The following is a 24,615-nucleotide window of genomic DNA, read 5'->3' on the forward strand; positions in this document are numbered from 1 at the left end:
CTGAGTATGTCAGGCAAGCAATCGACAGACAACGCGGGGCGGAGAGTCGACGGCTTCCTCCCCGGGGGTGCCGTCCAGGGTCGCCTGCGGACGCCGCCGTCCAAGTCGATCGCCCAGCGGGCTCTCCTGGCTGCGGCGCTGGCGAGGGGCAGGACCGTGTTCCGCCGCCTCGGCGCCGGAGACGACGTCACCGCTGCTTGCGGCGCGGCGGCAGTCCTGATGGGCCAACCGAGGCCCGGCTACGACCGCGTCCTGACCGAGGTCACGGGGCGCCCCCTGCCGCATCCGCGTGCCGGCTATGTGATTCAACTCGGGGAGTCGGCCACGCTGGCGCGCCTCGGGACCGGTCTGCTGGCGCTCTGCGTGGAACCGGAGCACAAGCACGTCCTGAACGCCTGGAACCACAGTTCCCTGGCGCAGCGCCGCAGTCTCGCCCTGACTCGCGCCCTGACCGAGGCCGGTGCGGAGTTGGAGATCCCGGGCCCGGGGACCTGGCCCTTGGGCATCCATCGGCTCGCGGACTGGGACCGGCTGGTTCTGCGCGACCCCAGCTCCAGCCAGGAGCTCACGGCGCTGGTCCTGGCCGGTGCGGCCCTGGGCGGCGAACGCGTGGTGCGGGTCGAGGGGAGCGTGCCGAGCCTGCCCTACTTGAAGCTCACGGCCGGCGTGTTGGCCACCTTCGGCGTCAGCGTCGATCCGCCGGAGTCGGCCGACGGGTCCGGCCTGTGGCGTATCGGCGGCGAACTGGTGGCCCCCGCGAACCCGCTGCGGATCGAGCCCGATGCCTCCGCGGCTGCAGTCGCCCTGGCGGCCGCCTGCCTGAGCGGCGGCGAGCTCGAAGTGAGCGGCCTGGGCCTCGAGTCGATCCAGGGGGACGTGCGCATCGTCGAGCACCTGCGTGCCTTCGGCTGCGAGACCGGCGCGGAGGGCGAGCGCCTTTGGGCCCGTGGTCATCCGCGTCACCCGGCCTGCGTCGATCTCGCCGGGGAGCCCGACCTGGCACCGGTGCTGGCGGCCGTGGCCGGCGCCCTGGCCCTTGCCGATCCGGACTCGGCGCCCACGCGACTCGACGGGCTCGGCACCCTCGCGGGCAAGGAGAGCTCGCGCATCGAGGTGCTGGCAGAAGGCCTGCATGCCATGGGGCTCGCCGTGGAAGCGGGTCCCGATCACCTGACCATCGCGCCCCTGGCGCGGGGGCACCGGCCTCGAACGGACGAGTCGCTCTTGCTCGATGCGGCCGGGGACCATCGCATGGCTTTCGCCTTCGGCCTCCTGGGGCTGGTGCGACCTGGAGTGGGCGTGCTCGGCGCGGACGCCGTTGCGAAGTCCTGGCCGGGCTTCTGGGACGATCTCGAGCGCCTGGGCGCACGCCGCCGCGGCTAACATGCTCGCCATGAGCGCCAGCGAAGCCCCCTCCGACACGCTCCCGTCCATCCCCACCGGGCCCGTCGTGGTCGCCGGCGGCGCCGGATACATCGGCAGCCACTGCGTCCGCCAGCTCGTCGATGCGGGAGTCGAGGTGATCGTGCTCGACAACCTGAGCACCGGCCATCTGCCCGCCGCCGAGCGGGCGTCGCGGGGCAAGGCCAAGGTCGAGCGGGTCGATCTGGGCGATCCCGCGGCCCTGCGCGAGCTGTTCGAGCGCACCAAGCCCTCGGGGGTGATCCACTTCGCCGCCAAGTGCTACGTGGGCGAGTCGGTTACCGATCCGGCCAAGTACTACCGCGAGAACGTCAGCTACACCCTCGAGCTGCTCGAGGTGATGCGCGCCACGGGAGTCGATTCGATCGTCTTCAGCTCGACCTGCGCCACCTACGGCGAGCCGGTCGAGATCCCGATGACCGAGGCCCACCCCCAGTCCCCGATCAACCCCTACGGGCGCACCAAGCTCCACATGGAGCACATGATCGAGGACTTCGCCCACGCCTATGGCCTGCGTTTCGCGGCCCTGCGCTACTTCAACGCCGCGGGCGCGTCGCCCGAGGGCGACATCGGCGAGCACCACGAGCCCGAGACGCACCTGATCCCGCTGGTGCTGCAGGTGGCCCAGGGGCGACGCGAGAAGATCATGATGTTCGGGGAGGACTACCCGACCCGCGACGGCACCTGCGTGCGCGACTACATCCACGTGGTCGACCTGGCCGACGCGCACCTGCGCGCCCTGGCCCAGATCCAGCAGGGAGCCGATCGAATCGTCTGCAACCTGGGGACGGGGACGGGCTACACCGTCCGCGAGTTGATCGAGCTGGCGCGCGAGGTGACCGGCCACGCGGTTCCGGCTGAGGTCACCGGGCGCCGCGAGGGCGATCCGGCGCAGCTCGTGAGCGGCGGCACGCGCGCCCGCGACGTGCTCGGTTGGGAGCCCAAGCGCTCGGAGCTGAAGACGATCCTCGAGGACGCCTGGCGCTGGCACCAGGGCAACCCGGACGGCTACCGGGCCTGAGGGCTCCATGGCCCCATCGCCCTCCGCCGAGCTGGTCGTCCTGGGCTCGGGCACGATCCTGCCGCGCGCCGGGCACGGGTGCTCGGGCTACGCCTTGCGGCCGAGATCGGGCGCCGCGTGGACCCTGGTCGACTGCGGTCCCGGCACCGTGCGCAGTCTGGGCGCGGTGGGCATCGGCGTCGAGCAGATCGAGCGGGTCGTGCTCAGCCACTTCCACACCGACCACTGCCTGGACCTCTTCGCCCTCGCCTTCGCGCGGCGCAACCCGAACCTGGGCGCCGTCCCGCAGCTCGAGGTCCTCGGCCCGCCCGGCCTGACGGACCTGATCGAGCGTGCGCCCGCGGCCCTGGGTCGCCACGTCGAGGACCCCGCGCGGACGGTGACAGAGCTCGCGGCAGGACAGGACGGGAGCCTCGGTTTCGAGCGCGCCGACCTGGTCGGGGAGGGTCATCTCAACGGCCACACGCCCAACGCGCTGAGTTGGCGCCTGACCCTGCCCGGGGGCTTCGTACTGGCCTATTCGGGCGACAGCGGGCCGACGCCCGGCCTGGCCCGCGCGGCCCGCGGCGCGGATCTGTTCCTGTGCGAGTCGGCCTTCCCCGATGGGGAGGAGTCCGAGCACCACCTGACGCCGACGCAGACCGGACGCATCGCGACCGCGGCGGGCGCGCGGGCCCTGTTGCTCACGCACTGCTATCCGCAGCTCGACCCCGACGACGCCGCCAACTGCGCCGGACGGGTGTTCGCGGGCCCGATTGCGACGGCCTTCGACGGTCTGCGCGTCCCACTCCACTGACCGGCCGCGCTGGACCCTGGTCCGAGCCGACCCAGGACTCGACAATGCAGCGCATGGATGCCCTGACGAGACCGACTTGGTTCTGGGTGGCTTCCCCCTGCGCCTTGGCCGTGGCCTTCACGGTCGCCAGGGGGCCCGCGGTCGCGGCGGACGAGGAAGCTCACCTCCCGGGGTTCGAGTCCATCGTCGAGGAGGACGTTCAGGCCCACCTGACCCTGCTCTGCAGCCCCTACCTGGAGGGCCGCGACAGCCCCAGCGAGGGCCTGAGCTTCACGGCGGACTACATCGCCGGACTCCTGGGCCAGTGGGGCTTCGAGGGAGCCTTCGACGGGGGCTTCGTGCACGGCTACACCCGCGAGCTGCCAGGTCCCAACGCCGGCGGTTGCCGCCTGGGCGCGCGCGGCGAGGCGGGACTGGACGAGTTCAAGCTGGGCGTGGACTTCGTCCCGCTGCCGGCTGCCCTGGGCGAGGCCAAGGGCGAGCTCGTCTTCTGCGGCTACGGGATCGGTGTGCGCGGCTTCGACGAGGTGCGTGGCTTGCCGCTCAAGGGCAAGGTCGCGATCTTCGCCCACGGGGAGCCCCGCCATCCCAAGGCGCTGGACGGTCCAGAGCTGACCCCCGCGGCCAATGTCTATCGCAAGCTCGATCGACTGGCGGACGAGGGAGCGGTGGGGGCCCTGGTGGTCCGCCGCGACCCGCCGGCGGACGTGGAGCGGCCCGAGGGTTGGCCAGAGATGCAGCCGATGGGCTTTCGTCGCACCTGGGCCATCTGGAACGGCGAGCGGCCTGACGCCGAGCTCGACAGCTCGATCCCGGCCCTGGAGATCAGCGAGGCCGTGGCCCGCAAGCTGCTCGGGGACCTGTACGACCAGACCCTGGCCGAGATCGACGAGGGCGGCAAGCCGGTGCGGGTCGAGACACCGGAGGTCGAGATCGACCTGGCCGCCGACGTGGACCCGCGTCAGGAGGTCGAGTTGCCGAACATCGTGGCGCGTCTGCACGGCACCGACGAGGCTCTGGCCGGCCAGGTGGTGATCCTGGGCGCGCACATGGACCACATCGGCGCCGACCCGCGCGGCCGCATCGGCACCGGCGCCGACGACAACGCCTCCGGTGTGTCGGCCCTGCTGGAGGTGGCCCAGGCCCTGTCCCTGTCGCGGCCGCGCAGGGACGTCATCGTGGCCGTGTTCTCCAGCGAGGAAGACGGGCTCTTGGGCAGTCGCGCCCTGGTCGATTCAATGCGCCGCGGGGTGCCGCTGGCGACCAGCGAGGCGGTCGCGATGGTCAACCTCGACATGCTCGGCCGCGGCAGCGCCAAGTCCGTCAACGTGATCGGCAGCGACGAGTCGCGCGACCTCGACCGGCTGCTGACCCGCGCCAAGCGCTTCGAGAAGACGGGGCTGTCGAAGGTCATCACGGGCGAGGGGGCCGAGCTCTGGATGCGCTCGGATCACTACCCCTTCTTCGTGGCCGGGATCCCGGTTCTGTTCCTGTTCGAAGAAACTCCGATCTCGAACAACAAGGACTACCACACCTGGCGCGACACTCCCGACCTGGTAGACCCGGTCAAGATCGCGCGCTCGGCGCGACTGGCCTTCAATCTGATCTGGCTCCTGGGCGTGGAAGACGACGTCCCCGACCGTCCCGAGGATCAAACACGTTGAGCATGCAGGCAGTCAGACGGTGTGGCGCGGTCGATTGGCGACTGACGGCCGCCTTCATCGGGGGCGTGGTCTTCGCCGTCGTTCTGGGGTTGGGCTTCGACGGTCTGACGCCGAACGAGCCCGTGGGCGCCACCGATCGCGCGCGGCTCGAGGTCGGAGCAGCAGAGCAACTGTCGCAGTCGGGCACAGGTCCGCTGAGCCCGGACGACCTCGCCATCGACGATGGAGCGGACGGCACGCCCGGTGGCGGGGGCGATGCGCCCGACGACCTGCTCCCTGGCCGCCAGACCAGGGGGCGCTGGACTCCCGCGCGCGAGGCGATCGACCCCAGGCTCCAGGCCCTGCTCGATCGTGAGGCCGACGGCGCTCTCGATTCCGTTGCGAAGGCCTCGGGCGGCAAGGCGGGGCGCTCGGATTGCCTGGTGTCCTTCCTGGCCGTGGACCTCGAATCGGGAGCGGTGGTCGCGAGCCGGGCACCCGACCGGTCCATGGCGCCCGCTTCCAACCTGAAGTTGGTCACGACCCTCTCGGCGCTGCACGTGTTGGGTCCCGATTGGCGCTTCCGGACCCCCGTCGAGGCGGCGGGGCCGCTCAACGCCGGCGTGCTCGGCGGCGACCTCGTGGTCCGCGCGGGCGGCGATCCGCTGTTCCGCGACGGCGACCCCGACTACGCCCGCGGTCGCCTGGCCCAGTTGGCGGGCAGCCTTGCGGAGGCCGGGTTGCGGCGCGTGGACGGGGCCCTGGTGTTGGACCTGGGCAGCTTCGCGCCTGTCGGGCCGGCCCCCGGTTGGCCCACGTCGTCCGCCAGTTGGACCGGCTCCTACGGCTACGTGGCGGGACTGACCGCCAACGCGGGCCTGGTCGACATCGCCTTCGAGGCCCTGGCGGGCGGTCGCACCCAGACCACCATCGCCCCCAGCCCGACGGGGCTGCGCGAGGAGTCGAACGTGGCTTCGACCTCGCAGACGGTCAACGACGTGCAGATCGGGCTCTACGACTCGAGCGGACGACTGGTGCTCAAGGGCGAGCTGGGCCCGCCCGGCCGCAGCTTCGAGCGCGACATCCGCCACCCGAACCCCCCGGCCCTGTTTGCGGCCCTCTTCCTGCGCGCCCTGGCGGACCGGGGCATTGACGTGCGCGACGGATTCCGCGAGGCGCGGGGCGTCGCTCCCGGACGGGAGTTGGCCGCCCTCGAGACCCCTTGGATCGACCTGATCACGCCCATCAACCAGGACTCGGTCAATCCGGTGGCGGATGCGGTGTTCCTGGCCATGGGCGGAGCCACCAGCGGCCAATGGACCCGCGAGGCCGCCCGGTCGGCGGTGGCCGGGGCCCTGACGGACCTGGGCATCGACCCGCGGGGCCTGCACCAGGTGGGCGGCTCGGGCCTCAGTCGCGACAACCGCATCTCGCCCCGGATGGTCGTCGAGCTACTGCGAGCGGCCCTCGCCCAACCTCCCTCGGTCAGGCAGCGCTTCCTCGATTCCCTCGCCGTGGCCGGGCAGTCCGGGACCCTCGAAGATCGAATGGGCGGTACCGCCGCCAGTGGCCGACTGCGCGGCAAGACCGGGTTCATCCAAGGCGCCAGCGCCCTGTCGGGCTACGTCGAGACCCTCGGCGGTCGCCAACTGGTCTTCTCGATCGTGGTCGAGTACCCGCGTCTTGGTGGACTCAACAACTCGGTCTGGAAGCCGATGCACGACAGCATCGGGGCACACCTGGCCCAGTGGAGCCCGTGATGGGGCGGCTCGGGCCGGATCTGACCACGCCCGAGGGGCGGCTCGAGGTCGCGCACGCGGCGGCCGAGTTCGCCCGCGAGGCCGGCGCGTTGCAGCTCGCCCGCCTGGGACAGTTGCGCGCCGGTGAGGTGCGCTCCAAGTCGGCGCGGCGCGACCTGGTGACCGAGGTCGATCTGGAATGCGAGCGACTACTGGTGGAACGTTTGCGCGAGCACTTCCCGGGTCACGCCATCGAGGCCGAGGAGGAGGTGCGCGACGCACGCGACGAGGAGCGGCCGCGCTGGTTCGTCGATCCGCTGGACGGGACCGTCAACTTCATCCACGAGCTGCCCGCCTTCGCCGTTTCGATGGGGCTGTTCGTCGGCCGGCGCCCGCTCGCGGCCGTGGTCCACGCGCCGCGTCTCGCCGAGACGTTCGTTGCCGCCGAGGGAGCCGGTGCGACCCTCAACGGCCAGCGGATTCGGGTCTCCGACACCACCGAGTTGGCCGACGCGATCGTCGCCACGGGCTTTCCCTACCGCCGCAACGAGCTGCCCAACAACAACCTCTCCAACTTCGACCGGTTGTTCCTGGAGGTGCGCGGGCTGCGCCGCATGGGCTCTGCCGCCATCGACCTGGCCTACACCGCCGCCGGGCGCATCGACGCCTATTGGGAGCTCCACCTGGGTCCCCACGACATGGCCGCTGGGGCGCTCTTGGTGCGCGAGGCGGGGGGGCTCGTGACGGATGTGGACGGGGGCGACGATTGGCTGCGCAGCGGCGCTGTCGTGGCGGGACCCGAATCCCTGCATCGGGCGCTGGTGGCTCTGGTCGAGGGGTGAGCGCAGGGGGGCTGGGGTCCCCTCGACCCGCCAGGGAGAGATCGGGGTTCGTGCTCAAGCTGTCGAGGTGCGCCGCACGAAGACAGACCAGCACACCGACCCGGCGCACCGCCGGAAAGCCTCCCCATGCACTCCGACATCTCCACAGATCACGAGGAACTCATCGCCTCCGGCCGAGTCCTCGCCAAGCGCCTCGAGTCGCTGCGCCACGCGGCCAAGACGCGGGTCGCCTCCCAAGAGTTCCAGGATGCCGTCGAGGGCGCGGTGGCCGCGCTCGAGCGCGGGCTTGGCCTGCTCGGTGAGGATCTGGAGAGCACCCTCAACTGTCCCCACGGTTCGACGGTGATCGCCCAGCGCATGTTGGCCGCAGTCACCATGGCCACGGACGAGCCCGGCACGTCCCTGGGCGCCGACGAGGACGCTGCGGGTGATTGGTCGGCCGGCGTAAGTGGGCAGGCCGCGTTGTCCGGCACCACCGAGATGCTCTCGATGGCGGACTTGCTGGAGCTGCTCGGCTCGTTGCAGAAGACCGGCGAACTCGAGGTGCAGACCGAGAAGGAGACGATCACCATCGAGCTGCGAGCCGGCAAGCTGGTGCACGCGATGACCAACCACACGCCAGCAGGCGAGCGGTTGGGCGAGATCCTCGTCAAACTCGGCTACGTCACCGAGACCCACCTGGAGGCGTTCGCGCGCGGCTTCGTGGGCACCGGTCGCAAGCTCGGTGAGGTCCTGGAGAGCGGCTCCCTGGTCACCGCCGACCAGCTCGCGACGGCCTTGGCCGAACAGATCCAACAATTGTTCGTGCGACTCTATTCGTCCTCCCATGCTCGCTTCGTCTTCAAGTCCAAGGACGTGAACGGCGGCGGGAATCAGAAGGTCGAGATCGGTCTGCGGAAACTGCTCTTCGAGAGTGCCCGGATCAGCGACGAGCAATCGTACGGCTGATCCCCCGTCGTCGTCCCCGCCCCAGCGGCCAGCAGCTCCCCGATTGAATTCCAACACCTATCGAGTTGTCTGCCCTTGCCAAGTGCGCGGAGCCGACCCGCAGAGCCTGAACGCAGTCCTCGCAGAGGCCGGTGTGGTGTCGGCGGCGTCCGACCTGTTGGGCACCAACTACGAGCGGCGGGGCGACGAGGAGCATTTGACCTTCCTGGTTTCCGCCGGCGATCTCGATGACGCCGTGGCGCGGGCGAAGTCGCTCGCGGTGGAGGTCCTGGCGCTGATCGAAGAACGCTTCGGCCCAGGGACCCTGGAGTTCGAGGACGATCAGGTCATGACCCACACGGAGCTCCTCGGTAGGGGCCTCGTGGCGTCCGATCTCGGTAGCCTGCTCGACCGCATCGAGGAGGGTCCCCAGTGGACGATCGAGCGACCCTCGGCCCAACTGATTCGGCGCGTCCGCACGGCGATTGGCTCAGCCAGTCCGAAGTCTGGCAGCATGCGCGTGCGCCTGGGCCGCGTCTGGACGCCCTGTGAGCCGCGACCCGAGGGAAGTCCGGCCTGGCGCATGCGGTCGGGGAGGGACGTCGGTCTGCCCCGAACAGCCGAGCTGGCCACGATCGCCGGAGTGCGCTTCGAAGTTGCGCGCGAGGGAGTGGCCGAGTTCACCGCGATCCTGCAGCTGCGCTGCCAGGGGACCGGTTGGACCGCCGTCTGCCACGTAGGCGTCCTGGAGGAATGGCTGGGGCGACGGGGCTTCGCCACGACCCGTCGGCATGGCCACGGCGAGGCCAGCGTGATGTTCCTTCCTGTGGCCGACCCGCTCGACCTGCTCTGGTTCCAAGGGACCAGCGGAGCCAGCGCTGGGCTCGGAACCGACGAACTGGTGGGTCGCTTGCGGGCCTGGCGCCCGCGCTGCGACATGGCGATCGTCGACGCGGGCGAGTCGGCGCTCACGCTCTACTTCCACCGACTGCCCGAGGACCTGACGGCATTCGCGGCGGAGATGGTCGTTCTGTGCCCCGGCGCGAGTGCGGCGGACTTCTCGGGCCAGGCGATCGGACCTCCCGCCCTCGAGAACTCGTTCCAGGACCTGGCCCGAGCCCTACAGCAGCGTCGCTGCTTGCGACTCGTCTGGGACTGATCGCCACGTACGCCCACCCGCGGGCGGGCGCACGTGGTCGGGTCCGCCGCTACTGCAACAGCGTCGACGCTCGGTTGACGAGCTGCACGTCCAGGGGCGCCAGGCTCTGCACGGCGATGCTCTGGAAGTGCAGGAACAGTCCGCTCAGGCCCGGGTCGTCGGGAATCGTCGCCCGGGTCACCACGATTCCGTCCGGCGCCGGGTAGGGCTGGATGAAGATCAGTGGAATCAACGGTGCCGGGCCGATCAGCAAGTTGCCGTAGGGCGGCAGGGGCAGGTTGGTGACGAAGGGCGAGGCGTACATGTCGAAGAAGCCTCCGGGCGCGCCATAGTTGGCGAGCTCGATCTCGCCCGTGCGGTAGGCCACGGGAGACGAAGTCACCGCGGGCGTGTGGACGAATCCGCCGCCCAGGGACGCCGTGCCCAGGGACGTACTGAGCAGTAGGTCTGCGGGTCCGTTGGCACCAGCGGGCACCGTCGCCGTGACGGTCGAATCGGACAGGACGACCAGACCTGCGAGGGGTGAACCGTCGAGACTCGCGACGACCGGAGCCGCAAGTCCACCGCGATCCAGGTGGATCCCGCACAGGGTCACGACCGTCCCGCCCGACTTCGGCCCGAAGGGCGGTTCGACCGCGAAGACCGCGGGCTGGTCGGTCGCCAGCGGATCGGTCAGGGTCAAGGAACCGAGCTGCGCGCCGAAGCCGGGCGAGGCCAGGCCCGACGACGGTTCGAGCGCGGGCTGGTCGAGGATGGCCGCGAAGCCGATCGAACAGGTTCCCGCGCCACCGCCGTCGAGGGCGAGGGTCTCGAGGCGGAAGCCCGCGCTGCTCGCGAGCTGCGCTTGGGCGAGCGGCGCGCTGGCGACGGCCAGGGCCGCCCAACCGAGTCTGGACCCGATCATCGCTCGATCTCCGAGAGGACCCGCCGCAGGGGCGACTGGTCGGGATCGACGAGCTGCCAGCCCATGGCCGCCGCGGTGTCCTCGTTGGGAGTCAAGTCGGGGTTGAGGATCCCGTTCTCGATCAGGATCGCTCGCAGGCCCTCGGGATACTGCGTTCCGAACCGAACACCACGCACCAGCGGGATGTAGGCGCGGTTGACGCCGATCGTCTCGATCTGCTCGAAGCCGCGGCGCTTGCCCTGGACGAAGTAGTCGACCGAGACGTCGGCGGAGCCTCGGACCACGATCTTGTCGAGGCCCTTGGACTCGACCCAGACCAACGCCGGACCGCCGACGGGGGTGACCTGCACGGTCAGACCATCGGCGTTGCTGGCCAGGCGGAAGTCCTCGGGCACCTCGATCTCGAGCGCTCCGGCGGTGATCTGCGCGGAGCCGCGGAAGTAGGTGCCGGCCTCGTTGCCCTCGAGAGCCACGAAGCGCAGCTCCCGCGAGGGATCGCTCGGGTGCGGCTGGATGAAGTACTTGGCACCCGTGCCTCCGAAGTCACCGACGGAGAAGACTCCGAAGCCGGAGGGCGAGAGGACCTCCCCGCGCACACCGGTGGTCGCGCCGCTGCCGAAGAGCGAGACCCCCTGGACGCCGACGCCCGAGGGCGAGGTCGTCTGACCGGAGACGCCGTAGGTCGGTCCCGAAGTGCCGTCGGCGACGCCGAGCACCGCGGTGCCGAGCGCTGCACTCGAGTGGCCCTCGACCCCGAAGCCGAGGGGCGGCGCCTCGCCGAAGACTCCGTCGGGGAAGCTGATGGTGCCGCTGATGACGGTCGAACCGTCGATCAGATTGGGCCCAGCGGGACCGGGCGCGCCTGCTGGACCGGCGGGGCCGGTGGCGCCCGCGGGTCCGGTCGCGCCGTCGTTGCCCGGCAGGCCCTGGGGACCCTGGGGACCCTGGGGACCCTGGGGACCCGTCGTGCCGGCCGGACCCGTGGCGCCCATGGGACCGGTCGCTCCATCGGCGCCGTCGTTGCCCGGGAGGCCTTGGGGACCCGTCGGGCCCGCGGGTCCCGTTGCACCGATCGGCCCGGTGGCGCCGTCGGCGCCATCATTCCCGGGCAGGCCCTGGGGTCCCTGCGCGCCCGTGGGACCGGCGGGACCCGTCATTCCGGCGGGGCCGGTAGCGCCGTCCGCGCCAGGTAGCCCCTGCGGACCTTGGGGCCCTTGGGGACCCGCAGGTCCGATCGGACCCGTCGCGCCGGTGGGGCCTGTGGCGCCCGCCGCCCCATCGGCTCCGTCGTTGCCCGGGAGGCCTTGGGGACCCTGTGGACCTGTAGGACCCGCTGGACCGGTTGCGCCGATGGCTCCATCCGCGCCGTCGTTTCCGGGCAGACCCTGTGGGCCAGTCGGGCCTGCGGGACCGGTCGCGCCCTGTGGTCCCGTCGACCCGTCGAGGCCGTCGGCGCCCGACGGGCCTTGGAGCCCCTGAGGTCCCTGAGGTCCGATCGCGCCGTCGTTGCCGGGCAGGCCCTGATCACCCTGGGGTCCTTGGGGACCTGTCGGGCCCACCGGACCGATCGGACCCACGGGCCCCTCCGGACCCACGATCCCGCCGCTGCCGACCCACTGGCCGGTCGAATCGATCACCGTCGCGCCACCCACCGACACGGAGTTGGGCGTGATGTCACCCACGACGTTGTCGGCCACGAGTGCGAACGGGACGGAACCCACGCGAACACGCGGCGACATCTCGGGATCGGTTCCGACCTGCAGCGCAACGAAGCGAGTGCTTCCCGCGAAGGCCGCCGGCACCAGTGGCGTGCCGTCGCCGAGCAGTAGGTCGACGAGCCCATTGAGAGCGGTCGCGCTGTTGGCTTCGGACCACAGGAGCGTGCCTCCGATGGCCGCGTCGTACAGCCGTACTTCGACGTCGACGGCGCCATTCAGCGGCACGCCGCCCGCATCGGAGAGACGCACTTGCAGGTGCAGCAACTGCGGTGGCGCGGTCTGGAGCGCGACCGCTGCAGTCGCTGCTGCGGAGTTCGGCGCAGACACTACCCATGCCGCGGACACGAGGGCCGTCGGCAGGAGCACCGTAGGCAGCATGACCGCGGGAGCGAGAAACGGCGGGAAGGCCACGATCAGGGCCGGGAGCAGGCCAAGCTTCATGGGGACAGCCTTCGGCTGGTCGGGGGGGGAGATGGGGGAGCGGGCATCGACGATCCGAGCGGAACGCGGATGAACCCAACGGGGGGACGAATCCGATTGCCTTACCCGTTCCCCCCAACCTACCCATAATCTGGATTCCTGCCCGACACCCCGCTCACTCCCCCCCTGAAGCGTCCCGTCATGCACGGTCTCCCCAACGTCGCCTCGTCCCGCAAGATCGCCGTCGCCCCCCTGCTGCCCATCGGAACGGCCCTGGTCGTGGGCGGGCTCCTCGGGACGCCGGCCGCGGCTCAGTTCTCCGTCGACAGCTCCGGCATTCCCGGTGGTTCGGCCAACAACTCGACCACGGAGAACGTCGATTTCGCTGATGTCGACCTCGACGGCGACTGGGACGCGGCCTTCGCCGACGGCGGTGACGACGGCAACGACCAGAACCGAATCTGGATCAACCGCGGCGGCCTGCAGGCCGGCCCCCTGGGCGACTTCATCGACGAGACGGCAACGCGCTTTCCCTCCGAAGCCGACGACAGTCGCGACATCGAGTTCGCCGACATCGACGGCGACGGGGACGTGGATCTCTACGTGTCGAACACCGCCCAGCTCACCAACCAGGGCAACAAGTGGTGGGTCAACAACGGCCTGTTGCAGGGTGGCACGACAGGCTTCTACACCGACGAGACCGCGACGCGCTGGGTCAACTTGAACGGTCCCAACTCGTCGATCTCGCCGAGCCTGTTGATCGGCAACACCTTCATCGACTGGTCCTGCGACTGCGACTTCGGCGATCTGGACAACGACGGTGACCTGGACCTGGTCCACTCGTCCTACGGCGGCGCCTTCGGCGGTCAGGTCCCGACGCGCATCTTCCTGAACGATGGTGCTGGGCACTTCGAGGAGTTCAACCCCAGCGGCTTCAAGCTGGGCACCAACATCATCAGCAACGGCCAGCCGGCCCTCTGGGCGGAGGGCGTCCAACAGGCCAATACCGGCAACACCACCGGTGGCCAGGCCGACATCGCGAGTTCGGCCCTGGACATCGACGTCGGCGACATGGACGGCGACTTCGACCTCGACATCCTGCACGGGGCGCGACAGGAGGATCCGCGGGTCTTCCACAATCGCCTCGAGGAGAACGGCGGCATCCTGGGCTTCCGCGACGTTTCCGACGCCGTCTTCCCGGGTGGCAACGGCGATTGGGAGTCGGGCGGTGGCAACTACGAGCAGGAGATGGCCGACATGGACGGGGATGGTGACCTCGACATCTACGGCCTGAACTGGAGTGGGTTCAATGACGTGACCTTCCGCAACAACGGCGACGGCACCTTTTCGAACCTCAGCACGAACCTGCCCAACTCTGGCGCCGACGACAACGAGGGCGACTTCCTCGACTACGACAACGACGGCGACCTGGACCTCTTCGTCGCCAACTTCTCGGGAGCCGACAAGCTCTACCGCAACGACGGCAACGGCAACTTGACGGCGGTGCCTCTGGGCACGAGCTACTCGGCCACGTCCCTCGACGCGGATGCCTGCGACGTGGACGGTGACGGGGACTACGACGTGATGGTGGCCGAGGACAACAAGCAGGCGAACACCTTCCTGCGTAACACCACCAACGTCCCCGACACCCACGCGCCGTACATCCCCAACCTCGAGTCGGTGTCGAATGGGGCCGCAGCGGCGGGAACCATCGCGATCCGGGCCCAGGTCTACGACAACGCGCCCTACTACATCACCTGGTACAACCCGACGGTCCTGCGCGTGAACGTGGGAGGGGTGGATCTGCCCGACGTCGCCATGCCCAGCAGTGCTGGCCAGATCTTCCGGGCGGAGATCCCGCGTAATCTGGTGGGGACGGTGACCTACTCCGTGCGCTCGGAGGACAAGTACGGGAACGTGGGCCTGTCGGCACCGGACTCGTTCGTCCACAGCGGCGGGCCGGTGGGGAGCTCCTTCGGTAGCTTCTCGAGCGGCGGCGGCGGCCAGCCCACGATCGAGGCTCTGAGCCTGCCCCTGGCGGGTTCACCCCTCTACCTGGCCGGTCGCAACGTCTCGGCGGGCGCCCCGGTGTTCTTCCTGCTTGGAACCAAGAAGACCGCGTCGACCCTGGACCTGAGCAACGGCCTCCTGCTGAACGTCTCCCTGCCGATCGTGATCCTGCAGTCGGACCTGGCCGACGGGAACGGGGACGCCGTGACCGTGATCGGACTACCGGCGGCAGCTGCGGGCCTGACGGTTCACACGCAGATCGTGACCCTCGATGGCACTTCGGGGAACGACTTCGCGAGCTCGCGGGGCCTCACGCTCCAGATCCCTTGAGTCCGCCGCGCGGCACACCGATCAGCATCCGGTTCATCGGCGTGATCGTGGACGGGATCTCGCGCCAGCGCGTGCGGTAGCCGCGTGCCTCCATGGTGTAGGTGCGGTGGACGTCGTAGGCCACGTCCTCACCCAGGGCTTCGCGCAGGGCCGCCGGCGCCTCGCTCAGGCCGTGGTCGCGGCAGCAGGGCAGCACCGCGACCGGTCCGCCCAGACCCGCTGCCACGTCCAGGCAGGCGTCGGTGAGCTGGCCGCAGGCGTGCACGCCGATCACCGACGCGCCCTCGGGGAGGTCTTCGCGGGCTCGTTCCAGACGGCCGATGCGGTAGCTGACCTGGCCCTCGATCCACGGCGCGGCGCGCAGGGCGGCCCGCAGCACCGGCTCGAAGGACTCCGGCTGGCGCCGATCGCAGAGCACCACCCGCTGGGTCTCGGGCTGGAACACGGCGAACAGGATGCCCGCCAAGCCGTGGCCAGCGCAGAAGTCGACCACCACCTCGGTCCGCAGCCACTTGCGCGCCACCGCGAAGAACTCGCAGGCCTCGGCCAGTTCCTTGATCGGCAGGGCACGCTCGGCGCACAGCTCGCGGACCAGACGCTCGACCAGGCCCTCGCCCTCGAAGTGGCGAGCCGTGTTGCGCCCGACGCGGGTCTTGGAGCCGGCATAGGTCTCGAGGCCCGGCTGGTTGAAGGCGCGCAGAAGGCGGAAGGTGCTCATCGGTGGGGCAGAGCCTAGTTGCCTCGCGCTCGAGTTCCGAGCGCACCTCGGCGGCTGGGTCCGGTTCTCGGCGTTGCCCGAGCCCCGCGACCCGGCCCGGCTCCCGGGCGGCTCCAGGCCCTTGGGCCGGTTAGACTTCCGGCCGAACCCTCCCCCCACGCCCCTCCCCCCACACCCCTCCCCGCCGGCCCTTGCCTCCGTCCGAACACCCCGTCCGCTCGATCTCGGTCCTGATGCCGATCCTCAATGGGGAGGCCTTCCTGGAACGGGTTCTGGGGGGCCTCGCCATCCAGGCGACGCGGATCCCTTGGGACTTCACGGCGGCGGACTGCGGCAGCACCGACCGGACCCTGGCGATCTTCGAGGCGGCTCGGGCGAGCTTTCCGGTGCCCCTGCGGGTGCACGGGATCCACACCAGCGAGTTCAACCACGGCGATACGCGCAACGTGCTCGCCGCGCTGACGGAGGGCGAGCTACTGGTCTTCGTGACCGACGACTCGATCCCGGTGGGTGAGGACTGGCTCGACCAGCTGGCGGAGAACTTCCGCGACCCCGCCGTGGCAGGGGCCTACCTGCGGAACGTGCCGCGGCCGGAGGCCGACGTTCTGGCCCAGGTCTTCTCGGAGTTCGACCCCGGCTACCAGCCCGGGCGCCAGGTCACGACCCTACCGGATCCGGCGACCTACGACCGACTCGACGGCAACGAGCGCCGGCTGCTCTACAACTTCAACGACACCGCATCGGCCGTGCGCCGCTCCTTCTGGGAGCGCCACCCCGACCCCCACACAGACTTCGGCGAGGACATCATCCGCTGCCGAGCGATGCTCGAGGGCGGCTTCAAGGTGGTCTACGACGACCGCGCGGTGGTGCACCACAGCCATGAGTACGGTCCCGAGGAGACCTACGTCCGGGCCATCATCGACGGGGCCTTCAACGCAGAGCGCCTGGATCGGATCTGCCTGCACGCGGCCGAGGAGATCGACGTGCAGGTGGCCCGGCAGTCCGAGCGCGATCGGGCGGCCCTCGTGGCCCAGGGCTATCGCGGCGCCGAGCTCGAGCGCGAGGTCGAGCGCGCCGAGGCGATCCGCCGGGCCTACTTCAAGGGTCTGCTCGAGGGCGGCCGCAATCCCAAGCGCTTCCGCATGTCGACCCTCTTGCCGAGTCCCCGGCCGCGGGTCGCCGCGATCGGCGTTCCGGCCGAGCTGGAGGCCGGGCTGCGCGCGAGGGGCTGGGAGCTCACCGACGACGTGGCTTCCGCCGAGGTCCTGCACGTGCACGGCGACGGCGCCCAGCAACGCGCGCTACTGGCGAGCGCGGTCGCCGAAAGGCGCCCGACCCTGTGGACGGTCAGTCCGGCCTTCGCCCGCGAGCACGGCTTCGCCAAGGCGCTGCTGGGAGCCGACGAGTTCGGGCAGCCCAAGCGCAGCGAGCGCGTCCCCGGTGGCCTCGACCTGGCGCCCAAGCCGGCGGAGATCCCGCTCGAAGCCTGGGTTTGGCGCACGGACGCCGAGTACGCCGACCTGCGCGGCGCCGCGGCCAACCGCGTGGTCGACGGGGACACCGAGCGCCTGGTCTGCACCGAGGTGCGCTACCGCGCCCTGGCGGCGCGGGCCCGATCCTTCCGCCAAATGGACCTGCGCGGCATCGACGCCGATCGCTTGGAGGGCGCCGCGCAGAGCCTCGACGCCACGCGCCTGCTGCTGCGTGAGGAGGGTGCCGCCGCCGAGTGGGACCTGACCGCGACCAGCCCCGGGCGGCGCGAGCTGCGGATCTTCATCGACTCCCTGGCCCAGGAGCACCACGTGCAGATGGGCGGGCAGGTCTTCCTTGACGGCGAGCACGTGGCCAACCTGGGACCTTTCCGCGGCTGCTGGGCCGACGAGTCCCGCGCCCTGCGGGTGCCGGTGGTCCTGGGCGCAGGCGTTCCGGTACTGCGCCTGCACAGTGGGTTTGGCTCGTCGGGCGCCGGCACCCTGCGGGTCTCGCGCATTCTCGTGCTGGACCCGTCGGTCTCGCCGGGAGCCGAACGTCCCCTCGAGCGCACCTGCGACCTGCGCGGCCAGGATGGGACCCCCGATGGACCCGGCGCCGTCGCCCAGGAGTGCGACATGGTGCAGCTCGGGCCGCAGCGCGCCTCGATCCACTGGCAGATCGAGGGCATCGGGACCGGCCTGCACGAAGTCCGCGTCTGGCTCTACTACGCCCCCGAGGAAGTCCACCTCCAGCAGAGCGGCCGCATCGTCGCCGACGGTCTGCCCCTGGCCAGCTTCGGCCCCCTGGGGCCGCCCGACGGCGGAGGCCACCGCGAGGTCGCGATCGTCGTGGACCTCGTCGCGCCAAGCTTCCGCTTGGGCTTGATCAACACGCTCGAGCCCTTCGGGCCCCCGGGCATCTGCCGCGTCAAGCGGGTCCTGGTGCGCCCGATCGACGCGGGGACGCCGGTCCGCATCAAGCCCTTCCAACGCTTCACCCGTCGTCCGGTCCACGTGGACGCCGCCACGCCGCTCTCCGCCGAGGGCTCCGCAACATGAGTCGTTCCCACGCCGACCTCTACGTGGAGCACGGCGACCCGGTCGGCGACTCCGACCTGCCCCTGGCCTCGGTGGTGATCATCAACTGCGACGGTCGTGCGATGCTGGGTGCCTGCCTGGCCTCGATCTCGGCCGGTGACTACCCGGCCGACCGGCTGCGGATCGTCGTCGTGGACAACGGTTCGACCGACGGCAGCGTGCAGTGGCTCGCGCGCGAGCACCCGCGCGTGGTGGTGGTGCCGAACGACCGCAACCTGGGCTTCACACCCGCCTGCAACCAGGGCGCGGCGGCGGTCCCCGAGGCCGAGCTGCTGATCTTCCTGAACAACGACCTGGAGGTCGAAGCCGGCTGCCTGCGCGAGCTGGTGGCGCCGATCGTGCGCGGGGAGTGCGCCAGCACCGGAGCCAAGCTATTGAGCGGCGACGGCTCCACCGTGGACCACGCCGGGGGTGGCTCGAACTTCCACGGCATCGCGGTCTCCCAGGGCTACAAGGAAGCGCCCACCGCGGAGCACGACCACCCGCGCCGAGTGCTGTTCGCCTGCGGCGGGGCGATGGCGATCCGGCGCGACGTGTTCGACGCCATCGGCGGCTTCGACGCGGACTTCTTCGCCTACTACGACGACCTCGACATCGGTTGGCGCACGAACCTGGCCGGCCATGCGGTGCACTACGCGCCGCGGGCCGTGGCGCGGCACCACCACTCGGGCACCTCGCGGCGCTTCCCCTTCGAGCAGGTGCGCCTGTTGCAGGTCCGCAACGCGCTCCTGTGCGGAGTCAAGAACTACGACGACGAGAACCTGAACAAGCTGCTGCCGGCCATGTTCGGCCTGGCCATGCGGCGCATGTGGGTCTTCGCCCGCGTGACCGACGACAGCGAGTTCCGCATCGAGCTGACCGATCCCAAGGTGCAGCGCTGGTGGCGTCGGACCCTGCGGCGGCTGACGGGGCGGGATCGGTACTACCGCCTGAACCGCGTGGCGGCCGGCGACTTCTTCGGCATCAACGACGTCCTCGGGCGCTGGGAGCACTGGATGTTCCGCCGCGCCGACGTGCAGAGGACGCGCAAGGTCGCCGACGAAGAGCTGTTCGAGATGTTCCTGAAGCCGCTCTGGTGTATCGAAGGCGAGCTGGGCTACATGCAGCTCCAACACGGCCTGCTCCAGCGCTACGGGATGGAGGACTACCTGGCGCGCTTCGAGCGGGACGGCAGCGATCCCTGGAAGTAGTCCCGGGACCGCGCCGATCGCGCTCGCTCTGCCTCAGCGCTCACGTGGACTCAACAGGCGCACGTCGATCGGCTCCAGCCAGGGTTGGGGCGTCCCCGGGGCCAAGCTGCGGTCGCCAGCCAACCAGGCGTCGAGGCTGAAGTCCGAGTCGCGGGCCCGGCGGTTGATCCCGACCAGGGCCAGCACGTTGGTGCCGGGGTGCACGAGTTGACGCCAATCGCGCACTTCGAACGACTCGAAGTGCAGGGCCTCCTTCAACTCGACTTTCGGCTCGCCGCTGGTCCAATCGCCCTCGGCGATCCCACCCCGTGCGACCTCGGTGCCGTTCAAGTAGGCCACGAACGCGTCGTCGTAGCGCGCCATCAGGCTCAGCGACTCGGTCTGGGCGCACAGCTCCGAGTCGAACTCGAAACGGGTGAACAAGTGAGAGCTGACGCCCTGCATCGAGTCGAGCGTGGTGGCGTCGTCATCGTCGCCAAACCCGAAGCCCGCGGGGCCCCGGTCCCAAGCCAGGGCGTCAAAGCCGAGCTCGGTCCAGCCCTCGGGAACCTGTTCCTGGGCGATGTAGCTCCAGGTCGCACCCGGGGGCACGATCGCTCGGTAGAGCCGCGGGTCGAGGGGATCGAGCACCTCGCCCAAGCGCAGGATCTCGAGGCTCAGAGCCTCGGACGAGAAGTCCAGGCGCAGCACGTGGTGCCCGTTGGTGACCACGGCGGGCGCTTGCAGGTACCAGAGGTTGCGGCGCGGCGTGCGCTGGGGCACGCCCAGCCCACCCTCACCCACGTAGATCACGCCGGCCGGATCCAGGGCGTCGGCGCGGATCGGTTCGGTGCGTTTGATGCAGTGGCCGTCGGACTCCAGGGCGATGTCGACGCCGTAGCGGTCGAACAGGGGCGCCCAGAAGGGCTTGGCCGGGCCTGGTGCCTTGACCGCCGGATAGAGCGGCCGGTGGTAGTTGGTCAACAGCCAGCGCGAGTCGTGGTTCGCCGCCTCCAGCTCCGACTCCAGCCAGGTGAGCTGGTCGCCGGCCACCGAGATCTGGGAGTTCAACGTGACCAAGGACACGTCGCTCGAGAGTCGCGATCGGTAGTAGTTGAGACCGCGTCCGCCGGGATCGTCGAAGACCTCGTCGAACAGAGTCCCAAAGTCGTGGTTGCCGCGGGTGGGGAGAATCGGGAGGACGCGGCCAGTCTCGGTCGTGCACAACTCGTTGTGCCCGAGCCACTGACTCCAGAGCTCCCACTGGTCGCCGTACATCACGTAGTCGCCGCCGTGGGAGAGGGCCAAGATCGAGTGTCCTGGTCGGCCAGGTGGGCGATGGCGCTGTTCATCACACAGCGCATGGCCAGGCCGCTGCGCGAATCGCCGCCCACCAGCAGGGAGAAGGCTCGTCCGTCGGCCGGTGCCGTTTGGAAGTGGAGTTCGCGGCTCGTGCTGCCGTCGGAGTCGATCACGAAGACGTAGGTCGTCGAGGGCTCGAGGCCCGTCAGCCGCGCGTGGTGGAAGTGGGCCGGTGTCGCGTCCTCGGCATCGGATCCGGCGTAGGGACCATTGCGCTGGGCCTCGACGATCCGCTCGGGAGCGGCGACCACCTGGTCGGCGCGGCGAATGAGCACACGGTGCCGCGTGCCCGGCTCGGCGGTGGTCCAGGAGATGGTTGCGGTCGTCGCGGGGTTCTCGGTCCAGACCACGCGCCACTGGGCCGGCTGGGTGCCGACCAGCGGCGTGATCCTGTTCAGGAGCCACGGATCCGGCTCCTGAGCAGGCAAGGGTGCGGAGAGGACGCAGAGCAGGGCGAGGATGCGGATCATGATCGGTTGCCGTCGGAGAGGACCGGACGCAGCAGGTACCACAGGGCGAGGGGAGCCAGGCCATTGAGAGACCGCAGCAGGGTCTCGAACAGGAACTCGGGCCCCAGGGCCACCGTGCGCGAGAGCGCGGTGAGGGTTCCCCAGAGGGCCGCCCAGGCGGCCAGCCAGCGCCAGCGGCCAAGGAGCAAGCCGGCGGCGATGGCCAGGTCCATCGTGCCGATCCCCGACAGGACCGCGCGCGCCGTCGACTCCCGCGGCGCGAGGTCGAGCCAGCGTCGGCTCGATCCGAGCAACAGGTCGACGAACGCCGGATGGTGACCCAGGGCCTCGAGCCCGTGGGTCGCGAAGGTCAAGGCGCAGGCGCAGGCCAGGATTCGTCGGGCCACGACAGGACGCCCGGCGGCCAACGCCGGCAGGGCGAGGGGCGCCAGCCACTTCGTGGCTGCCGCGATCGGCGCCAGCTTTGCAAACGCTTGACCTCCGACGCTGGCCGTCGCGCCAGCCGCCACCAGGAAGGCCGCACACGTGGCGATCGCGGTCGTCCAGGGGTGGCGGCCCAGGAGCGCCGACAGCGCAGAGAGGCCGGCCAGGGACGCGAGGACGAAATCGGCTTTCCTGGCCACCTCCTCAGGGGCGCCTAAGCCCATGAAGAGCAGCCCGTTCAAAGCCGACCCGTGGCGCAGGGTCGTCCACACCAGGGCGGCGGTGCTGAGCACGACTCCGGCGCGGAGCAGGCGACTCGGTGCGAGAGTGGGGTCCTCGACGGTCACCATAGGCGCCAGGATAGGTCTCCGGCTGTAGGACCGTACCGGCGGCGTCGGTTGGACCGCACCGCGCGGCCCCCGCGAGCCGCCGCCCCCAGGCCAGCCGGGTAGCCCACAGCGCCAGGTCGGCGCCTAGAATCGGACCATGCTCTCCCTTCTTGAAAAGCGTCGTTACCGGGCCGTGTGGTCCGACCCTGCCCGCAAATTGCGAACTCTCGAGAGCTTCGCAGAGACCGAGGCCGACGGTGGGCACGACCTCGAGGTCGCCGCGCGCCGCGTGCAGGACGGCGACCTGCGCGAACACCTCCTGCGCCACGCCCGCGACGAACGCCGTCACGCCGACATGTTCCTGGAAGCGGCGGAACGCCACCGCCAGCGCACGGGCCTGGGGGCGCGGGGCGCGGACGAGGCGGACCGGGCCTACGACCTGTCGCGCGGTCGCAAGGACGAGGTTGACGCCCACGGCTTCTTCAAGGCCGGCCTGATCGACGAGCTGGGCGAGGTCTCGTACATCGCCATGGTCCACGTGGCCGAGCAGAAGGCCGCCAAGATCTTCGCCCTGCACCGCAGCCTGGTGGACGACGACCCGGAGCTGGCGGCGGCCTTCGATCAGATCCTGAAGGACGAGAAGTACCACTGCGCGTACACCGAGAAGTTCCTCGACAAGTGGCGCGGCGTGGGGCGTGAGAAGGAGGTCAACGCCGGCCTGAAGTCCGCGCGGAGCTCGCGCTTCATCGGCGCTTGGCGCCGGCTGGGCCTGCGTTCCGGATCGCGCTTCTCGCAGTTCATGTTGTTCGTCATGTACTGGACCGTCTTGCTGCCCTTTGGCGCCCTGGCGCGCCTGGGCAAGCCCAAGCCCGCCGTGCGCGAACTGAGCCAAAGCAACGCGCGCGAGCGGCTTTCCTCCCAGTACTGAGCCATGCGAATCCTCGGTATCTCCGCCTTCCATCGGGACTCGGCGGCGGCTCTGATCGTGGACGGACAGGTGGTCGCCGCGGCCCAGGAGGAGCACTTCACCCGGCTCGCTCGGGACAGCGCCTTCCCCACGCGCGCAATCCGCTTCGTGCTCGGTGAGGCGGGCGTGGAAGCTCCGGAACTCGACCAGGTGGTCTTCTACGAGAAGCCCCTCAAGAAGTTCGAACGGGTGCTGGTCAGCAACCTGCGCGCCTTCCCCAGGTCGTCGACGAGCTTCGCCAAGGGGCTCTTCGTGTGGCTCGGAGATCGCATCTGGATCAAGGACCGCATTGCCTCCGACCTGGGCGTGCCGGCGGACAAGATCCTCTTCGCGGAGCACCTACCGGCCATCGGCGCCTGCGCCATGGGAACCTCGCCGTTCGAGGAGGCGGCGGTGCTCGTCGTCGACGACGCCGGGGAGTGGAGCACGACCCTGCTGGCCCGCGCCGACGCCCAGGGTCTCGAGAGCCTGGTCGAGGTGCGCTACCCACACTCCCTGGGGCTGCTCGCGTCGGCGGTGACGCAGTTCCTGGGCTTCGCTCCGGGTGAGGACGAGGAGAAGGTCGAGGCCCTGTCGGCCCACGGCTCGCCGCGCTTCGCCGACGCGATCCGCGCTTGGATCCGCGACGAGGGCTGCCTCTTCGCCCTCGACGAGGGGGCCTTCCGGTTCAACTTCGAGTCCAGCCGCCTGTGGGGCGATGGCTTCGAGGCCGCCTTCGGGCCGCCGCGCTTCGCCGGCGAGCCCCTGCGCTACCAGGACTCCGATCGGCGGGATGCGGACCTGGCGGCCAGCCTCCAGGTCGTGCTCGAAGAGCGCACCCTGGCCCTGGCCGCCGAGCTGTACCGTCGGGCGCCGTCCAGGAACCTCTGCTTCGCGGGCTCGCTGGCGAAGAACCGGCGCCTGCTCGGGCGCCTGATGGCCGAGGGGCCCTTCGAGCGGGTCCACGTCTCGGTGGTGCCGGGCAAGGCGGGCGGCGCCGTGGGGGCCGCGCTGCTGGCCGAAGAGGCGGGGGTGCTCAGCCGCCGCGTGTGCGAGTCCGGCTTCGTCGGAGAGTCGCTCCTGGGCCAGGCGGAGCCCGGCGCGCAGTGGCTCGAAGGCGATCCGGACGGCGTGGCCGAGGTCTCTCGCCGTCTGGTCGACGGTGAGCGCGTGGCCTGGATGCAGGGCGCGATCGAACTCGGCGGACTGAGCGGCCAGGGCCGCGTGGTCCTGGCGGACGCTCGTCCGCCCGAAGCCTGTGGCGCCCTCTTGCGGGCGGTTCAGCACGTCGAGCCCTTCCTGCCCTGCCGCCTGATCGTGCCCCGCGAGGAGGCCGAGCGTTTCGTCGAGCTGCCCGAAGGCTCCGACGCCGCCCTGGCGCGCGGTCAGCTGCGAGTCGCGGCCAAGCAGTCGCTCGTCGACGCGGCGCCCTCGTCCGTCATGGCCGACGGCACGACCTGGGTCCAAGTGGTGGATGAGCACAGCGCGCCGCGTCTGCACGCGGTGGTCCGCGCCTTCGGCGCGGCGACGGGCACCCCGCTGCTGCTCTGCACCGACTTCAAGCTGCGCGGCGCTCCGATCGTTCGCAGCGAGTCCGAGGGTCTCGATGCGTACATGCGGAGCACTCTGGACAGCCTGATTGCGGGTCCGCGGCTCTACCGACGCGAGGCGATTCCGAAGAAGTAGTAGCGGCGGGG

At 70.4% G+C, this 24,615-nt stretch carries 19 protein-coding genes; 13 read left to right on the forward strand and 6 right to left on the reverse strand.

From position 1 onward, the window contains the following. Positions 1 to 6 precede the first annotated feature (6 nt). The 8 genes from Pla133_RS12375 (at position 7) to Pla133_RS12410 (ending at position 9,549) form a co-directional block, all read left to right on the forward strand. Complete coding sequence (locus Pla133_RS12375; RefSeq protein WP_145065666.1) at positions 7 to 1,383, forward strand: 3-phosphoshikimate 1-carboxyvinyltransferase; 1,377 nt, start codon at positions 7 to 9, stop codon at positions 1,381 to 1,383. Positions 1,384 to 1,393: 10 nt separating this feature from the next. After that, positions 1,394 to 2,443, forward strand: a complete 1,050-nt coding sequence (gene galE / locus Pla133_RS12380) for a UDP-glucose 4-epimerase GalE (protein ID WP_145065668.1) — start codon at positions 1,394 to 1,396, stop codon at positions 2,441 to 2,443. Positions 2,444 to 2,450: 7 nt separating this feature from the next. After that, positions 2,451 to 3,239, forward strand: a complete 789-nt coding sequence (locus tag Pla133_RS12385; RefSeq protein ID WP_145065670.1) for an MBL fold metallo-hydrolase — start codon at positions 2,451 to 2,453, stop codon at positions 3,237 to 3,239. Positions 3,240 to 3,292: 53 nt separating this feature from the next. After that, positions 3,293 to 4,903 carry a M28 family peptidase gene (locus tag Pla133_RS12390; protein WP_419192430.1) on the forward strand — a complete coding sequence of 537 codons (1,611 nt, stop codon included), beginning with the start codon at positions 3,293 to 3,295 and terminating at the stop codon, positions 4,901 to 4,903. A gap of 2 nt (positions 4,904 to 4,905) precedes the next feature. Next, positions 4,906 to 6,642 carry a D-alanyl-D-alanine carboxypeptidase/D-alanyl-D-alanine endopeptidase gene (gene dacB, locus Pla133_RS12395; RefSeq protein WP_145065674.1) on the forward strand — a complete coding sequence of 579 codons (1,737 nt, stop codon included), beginning with the start codon at positions 4,906 to 4,908 and terminating at the stop codon, positions 6,640 to 6,642. Beyond that, on the forward strand, positions 6,630 to 7,463 hold the full coding sequence (locus Pla133_RS12400) for an inositol monophosphatase family protein (protein ID WP_419192431.1): 834 nt from the start codon (positions 6,630 to 6,632) through the stop codon (positions 7,461 to 7,463). Before dacB ends, Pla133_RS12400 begins: the two co-directional genes overlap by 13 nt. Before the next feature lie 126 nt (positions 7,464 to 7,589). Next, entirely contained in the window at positions 7,590 to 8,411 is an 822-nt protein-coding gene (locus Pla133_RS12405; RefSeq protein ID WP_145065676.1) for a DUF4388 domain-containing protein, read from the forward strand. A gap of 43 nt (positions 8,412 to 8,454) precedes the next feature. After that, positions 8,455 to 9,549 (forward strand): DUF4253 domain-containing protein, encoded by a 1,095-nt coding sequence (locus Pla133_RS12410; RefSeq protein ID WP_145065678.1) that lies wholly within the window; start codon positions 8,455 to 8,457, stop codon positions 9,547 to 9,549. 49 nt (positions 9,550 to 9,598) lie between these two features. Here Pla133_RS12410 and Pla133_RS12415 read toward each other — a convergent pair whose 3' ends face one another. Both Pla133_RS12415 and Pla133_RS26860 read right to left on the reverse strand, forming a co-directional pair. Next, positions 9,599 to 10,453: an IPT/TIG domain-containing protein gene (locus Pla133_RS12415; protein WP_145065680.1), complete on the reverse strand. Its 855-nt coding sequence runs from the start codon at positions 10,451 to 10,453 to the stop codon at positions 9,599 to 9,601. After that, a complete protein-coding gene (locus Pla133_RS26860; protein WP_419192432.1) occupies positions 10,450 to 12,612 on the reverse strand; it encodes a collagen-like domain-containing protein in 2,163 nt (720 codons plus the stop codon). The genes Pla133_RS12415 and Pla133_RS26860 overlap by 4 nt, the downstream gene beginning before the upstream one ends. Before the next feature lie 180 nt (positions 12,613 to 12,792). On the opposite strand from Pla133_RS26860, the gene Pla133_RS12425 reads away from it, so the two are divergent. Then, complete coding sequence (locus Pla133_RS12425) at positions 12,793 to 14,931, forward strand: FG-GAP repeat domain-containing protein (RefSeq protein WP_145065682.1); 2,139 nt, start codon at positions 12,793 to 12,795, stop codon at positions 14,929 to 14,931. Here Pla133_RS12425 and Pla133_RS12430 read toward each other — a convergent pair. Then, positions 14,912 to 15,649, reverse strand: coding sequence for a methyltransferase (locus Pla133_RS12430; RefSeq protein ID WP_145065684.1), 738 nt, complete (start codon positions 15,647 to 15,649; stop codon positions 14,912 to 14,914). The genes Pla133_RS12425 and Pla133_RS12430 overlap by 20 nt on opposite strands. A gap of 233 nt (positions 15,650 to 15,882) precedes the next feature. Here Pla133_RS12430 and Pla133_RS12435 point away from each other — a divergent pair, with 233 nt between their 5' ends. Beyond that, positions 15,883 to 18,180 (forward strand): glycosyltransferase family 2 protein, encoded by a 2,298-nt coding sequence (locus Pla133_RS12435; RefSeq protein WP_145168381.1) that lies wholly within the window; start codon positions 15,883 to 15,885, stop codon positions 18,178 to 18,180. Then, on the forward strand, positions 18,177 to 19,409 hold the full coding sequence (locus tag Pla133_RS12440; RefSeq protein WP_145065688.1) for a glycosyltransferase family 2 protein: 1,233 nt from the start codon (positions 18,177 to 18,179) through the stop codon (positions 19,407 to 19,409). Before Pla133_RS12435 ends, Pla133_RS12440 begins: the two co-directional genes overlap by 4 nt. A 33-nt stretch (positions 19,410 to 19,442) precedes the next feature. Here the strand turns inward: Pla133_RS12440 and Pla133_RS12445 are convergent, their stop codons facing one another. The 3 genes from Pla133_RS12445 to Pla133_RS12455 are packed head-to-tail and all read right to left on the reverse strand — an operon-like array spanning position 19,443 to position 21,993. Then, positions 19,443 to 20,696 carry a metallophosphoesterase family protein gene (locus Pla133_RS12445; protein WP_145065690.1) on the reverse strand — a complete coding sequence of 418 codons (1,254 nt, stop codon included), beginning with the start codon at positions 20,694 to 20,696 and terminating at the stop codon, positions 19,443 to 19,445. Continuing rightward, positions 20,666 to 21,220, reverse strand: a complete 555-nt coding sequence (locus Pla133_RS12450) for a fibronectin type III domain-containing protein (RefSeq protein ID WP_145065692.1) — start codon at positions 21,218 to 21,220, stop codon at positions 20,666 to 20,668. The genes Pla133_RS12445 and Pla133_RS12450 overlap by 31 nt, the downstream gene beginning before the upstream one ends. Then, complete coding sequence (locus tag Pla133_RS12455) at positions 21,217 to 21,993, reverse strand: hypothetical protein (protein ID WP_145065694.1); 777 nt, start codon at positions 21,991 to 21,993, stop codon at positions 21,217 to 21,219. Before Pla133_RS12455 ends, Pla133_RS12450 begins: the two co-directional genes overlap by 4 nt. A 136-nt stretch (positions 21,994 to 22,129) precedes the next feature. Here Pla133_RS12455 and Pla133_RS12460 point away from each other — a divergent pair, with 136 nt between their 5' ends. Both Pla133_RS12460 and Pla133_RS12465 read left to right on the forward strand, forming a co-directional pair. Further along, on the forward strand, positions 22,130 to 22,900 hold the full coding sequence (locus Pla133_RS12460; RefSeq protein ID WP_145065696.1) for a ferritin-like domain-containing protein: 771 nt from the start codon (positions 22,130 to 22,132) through the stop codon (positions 22,898 to 22,900). A 3-nt stretch (positions 22,901 to 22,903) separates the two neighbouring features. Further along, positions 22,904 to 24,604 (forward strand): carbamoyltransferase N-terminal domain-containing protein, encoded by a 1,701-nt coding sequence (locus tag Pla133_RS12465; protein ID WP_145065698.1) that lies wholly within the window; start codon positions 22,904 to 22,906, stop codon positions 24,602 to 24,604. The last annotated feature ends 11 nt before the right edge of the window (positions 24,605 to 24,615 follow it).

The organism is Engelhardtia mirabilis (genome assembly GCF_007748095.1).
Classification (GTDB): Bacteria; Planctomycetota; UBA1135; order UBA1135.

What these genes read in the sequence shown, in the direction of transcription:
- Pla133_RS12450 (WP_145065692.1), bottom strand. Translation starts at nt 21,220, where the DNA reads ATGATCCGCATCCTCGCCCTGCTCTGCGTCCTCTCCGCACCCTTGCCT.
- dacB (WP_145065674.1), top strand. Translation starts at nt 4,906, where the DNA reads ATGCAGGCAGTCAGACGGTGTGGCGCGGTCGATTGGCGACTGACGGCC.
- Pla133_RS12460 (WP_145065696.1), top strand. Translation starts at nt 22,130, where the DNA reads ATGCTCTCCCTTCTTGAAAAGCGTCGTTACCGGGCCGTGTGGTCCGAC.
- Pla133_RS12430 (WP_145065684.1), bottom strand. Translation starts at nt 15,649, where the DNA reads ATGAGCACCTTCCGCCTTCTGCGCGCCTTCAACCAGCCGGGCCTCGAG.
- Pla133_RS12435 (WP_145168381.1), top strand. Translation starts at nt 15,883, where the DNA reads ATGCCGATCCTCAATGGGGAGGCCTTCCTGGAACGGGTTCTGGGGGGC.
- Pla133_RS12465 (WP_145065698.1), top strand. Translation starts at nt 22,904, where the DNA reads ATGCGAATCCTCGGTATCTCCGCCTTCCATCGGGACTCGGCGGCGGCT.
- Pla133_RS12390 (WP_419192430.1), top strand. Translation starts at nt 3,293, where the DNA reads ATGGATGCCCTGACGAGACCGACTTGGTTCTGGGTGGCTTCCCCCTGC.
- Pla133_RS12440 (WP_145065688.1), top strand. Translation starts at nt 18,177, where the DNA reads ATGAGTCGTTCCCACGCCGACCTCTACGTGGAGCACGGCGACCCGGTC.
- Pla133_RS12405 (WP_145065676.1), top strand. Translation starts at nt 7,590, where the DNA reads ATGCACTCCGACATCTCCACAGATCACGAGGAACTCATCGCCTCCGGC.
- Pla133_RS12385 (WP_145065670.1), top strand. Translation starts at nt 2,451, where the DNA reads ATGGCCCCATCGCCCTCCGCCGAGCTGGTCGTCCTGGGCTCGGGCACG.
- Pla133_RS12455 (WP_145065694.1), bottom strand. Translation starts at nt 21,993, where the DNA reads ATGGTGACCGTCGAGGACCCCACTCTCGCACCGAGTCGCCTGCTCCGC.
- galE (WP_145065668.1), top strand. Translation starts at nt 1,394, where the DNA reads ATGAGCGCCAGCGAAGCCCCCTCCGACACGCTCCCGTCCATCCCCACC.
- Pla133_RS12415 (WP_145065680.1), bottom strand. Translation starts at nt 10,453, where the DNA reads ATGATCGGGTCCAGACTCGGTTGGGCGGCCCTGGCCGTCGCCAGCGCG.
- Pla133_RS12375 (WP_145065666.1), top strand. Translation starts at nt 7, where the DNA reads ATGTCAGGCAAGCAATCGACAGACAACGCGGGGCGGAGAGTCGACGGC.
- Pla133_RS12425 (WP_145065682.1), top strand. Translation starts at nt 12,793, where the DNA reads ATGCACGGTCTCCCCAACGTCGCCTCGTCCCGCAAGATCGCCGTCGCC.
- Pla133_RS26860 (WP_419192432.1), bottom strand. Translation starts at nt 12,612, where the DNA reads ATGAAGCTTGGCCTGCTCCCGGCCCTGATCGTGGCCTTCCCGCCGTTT.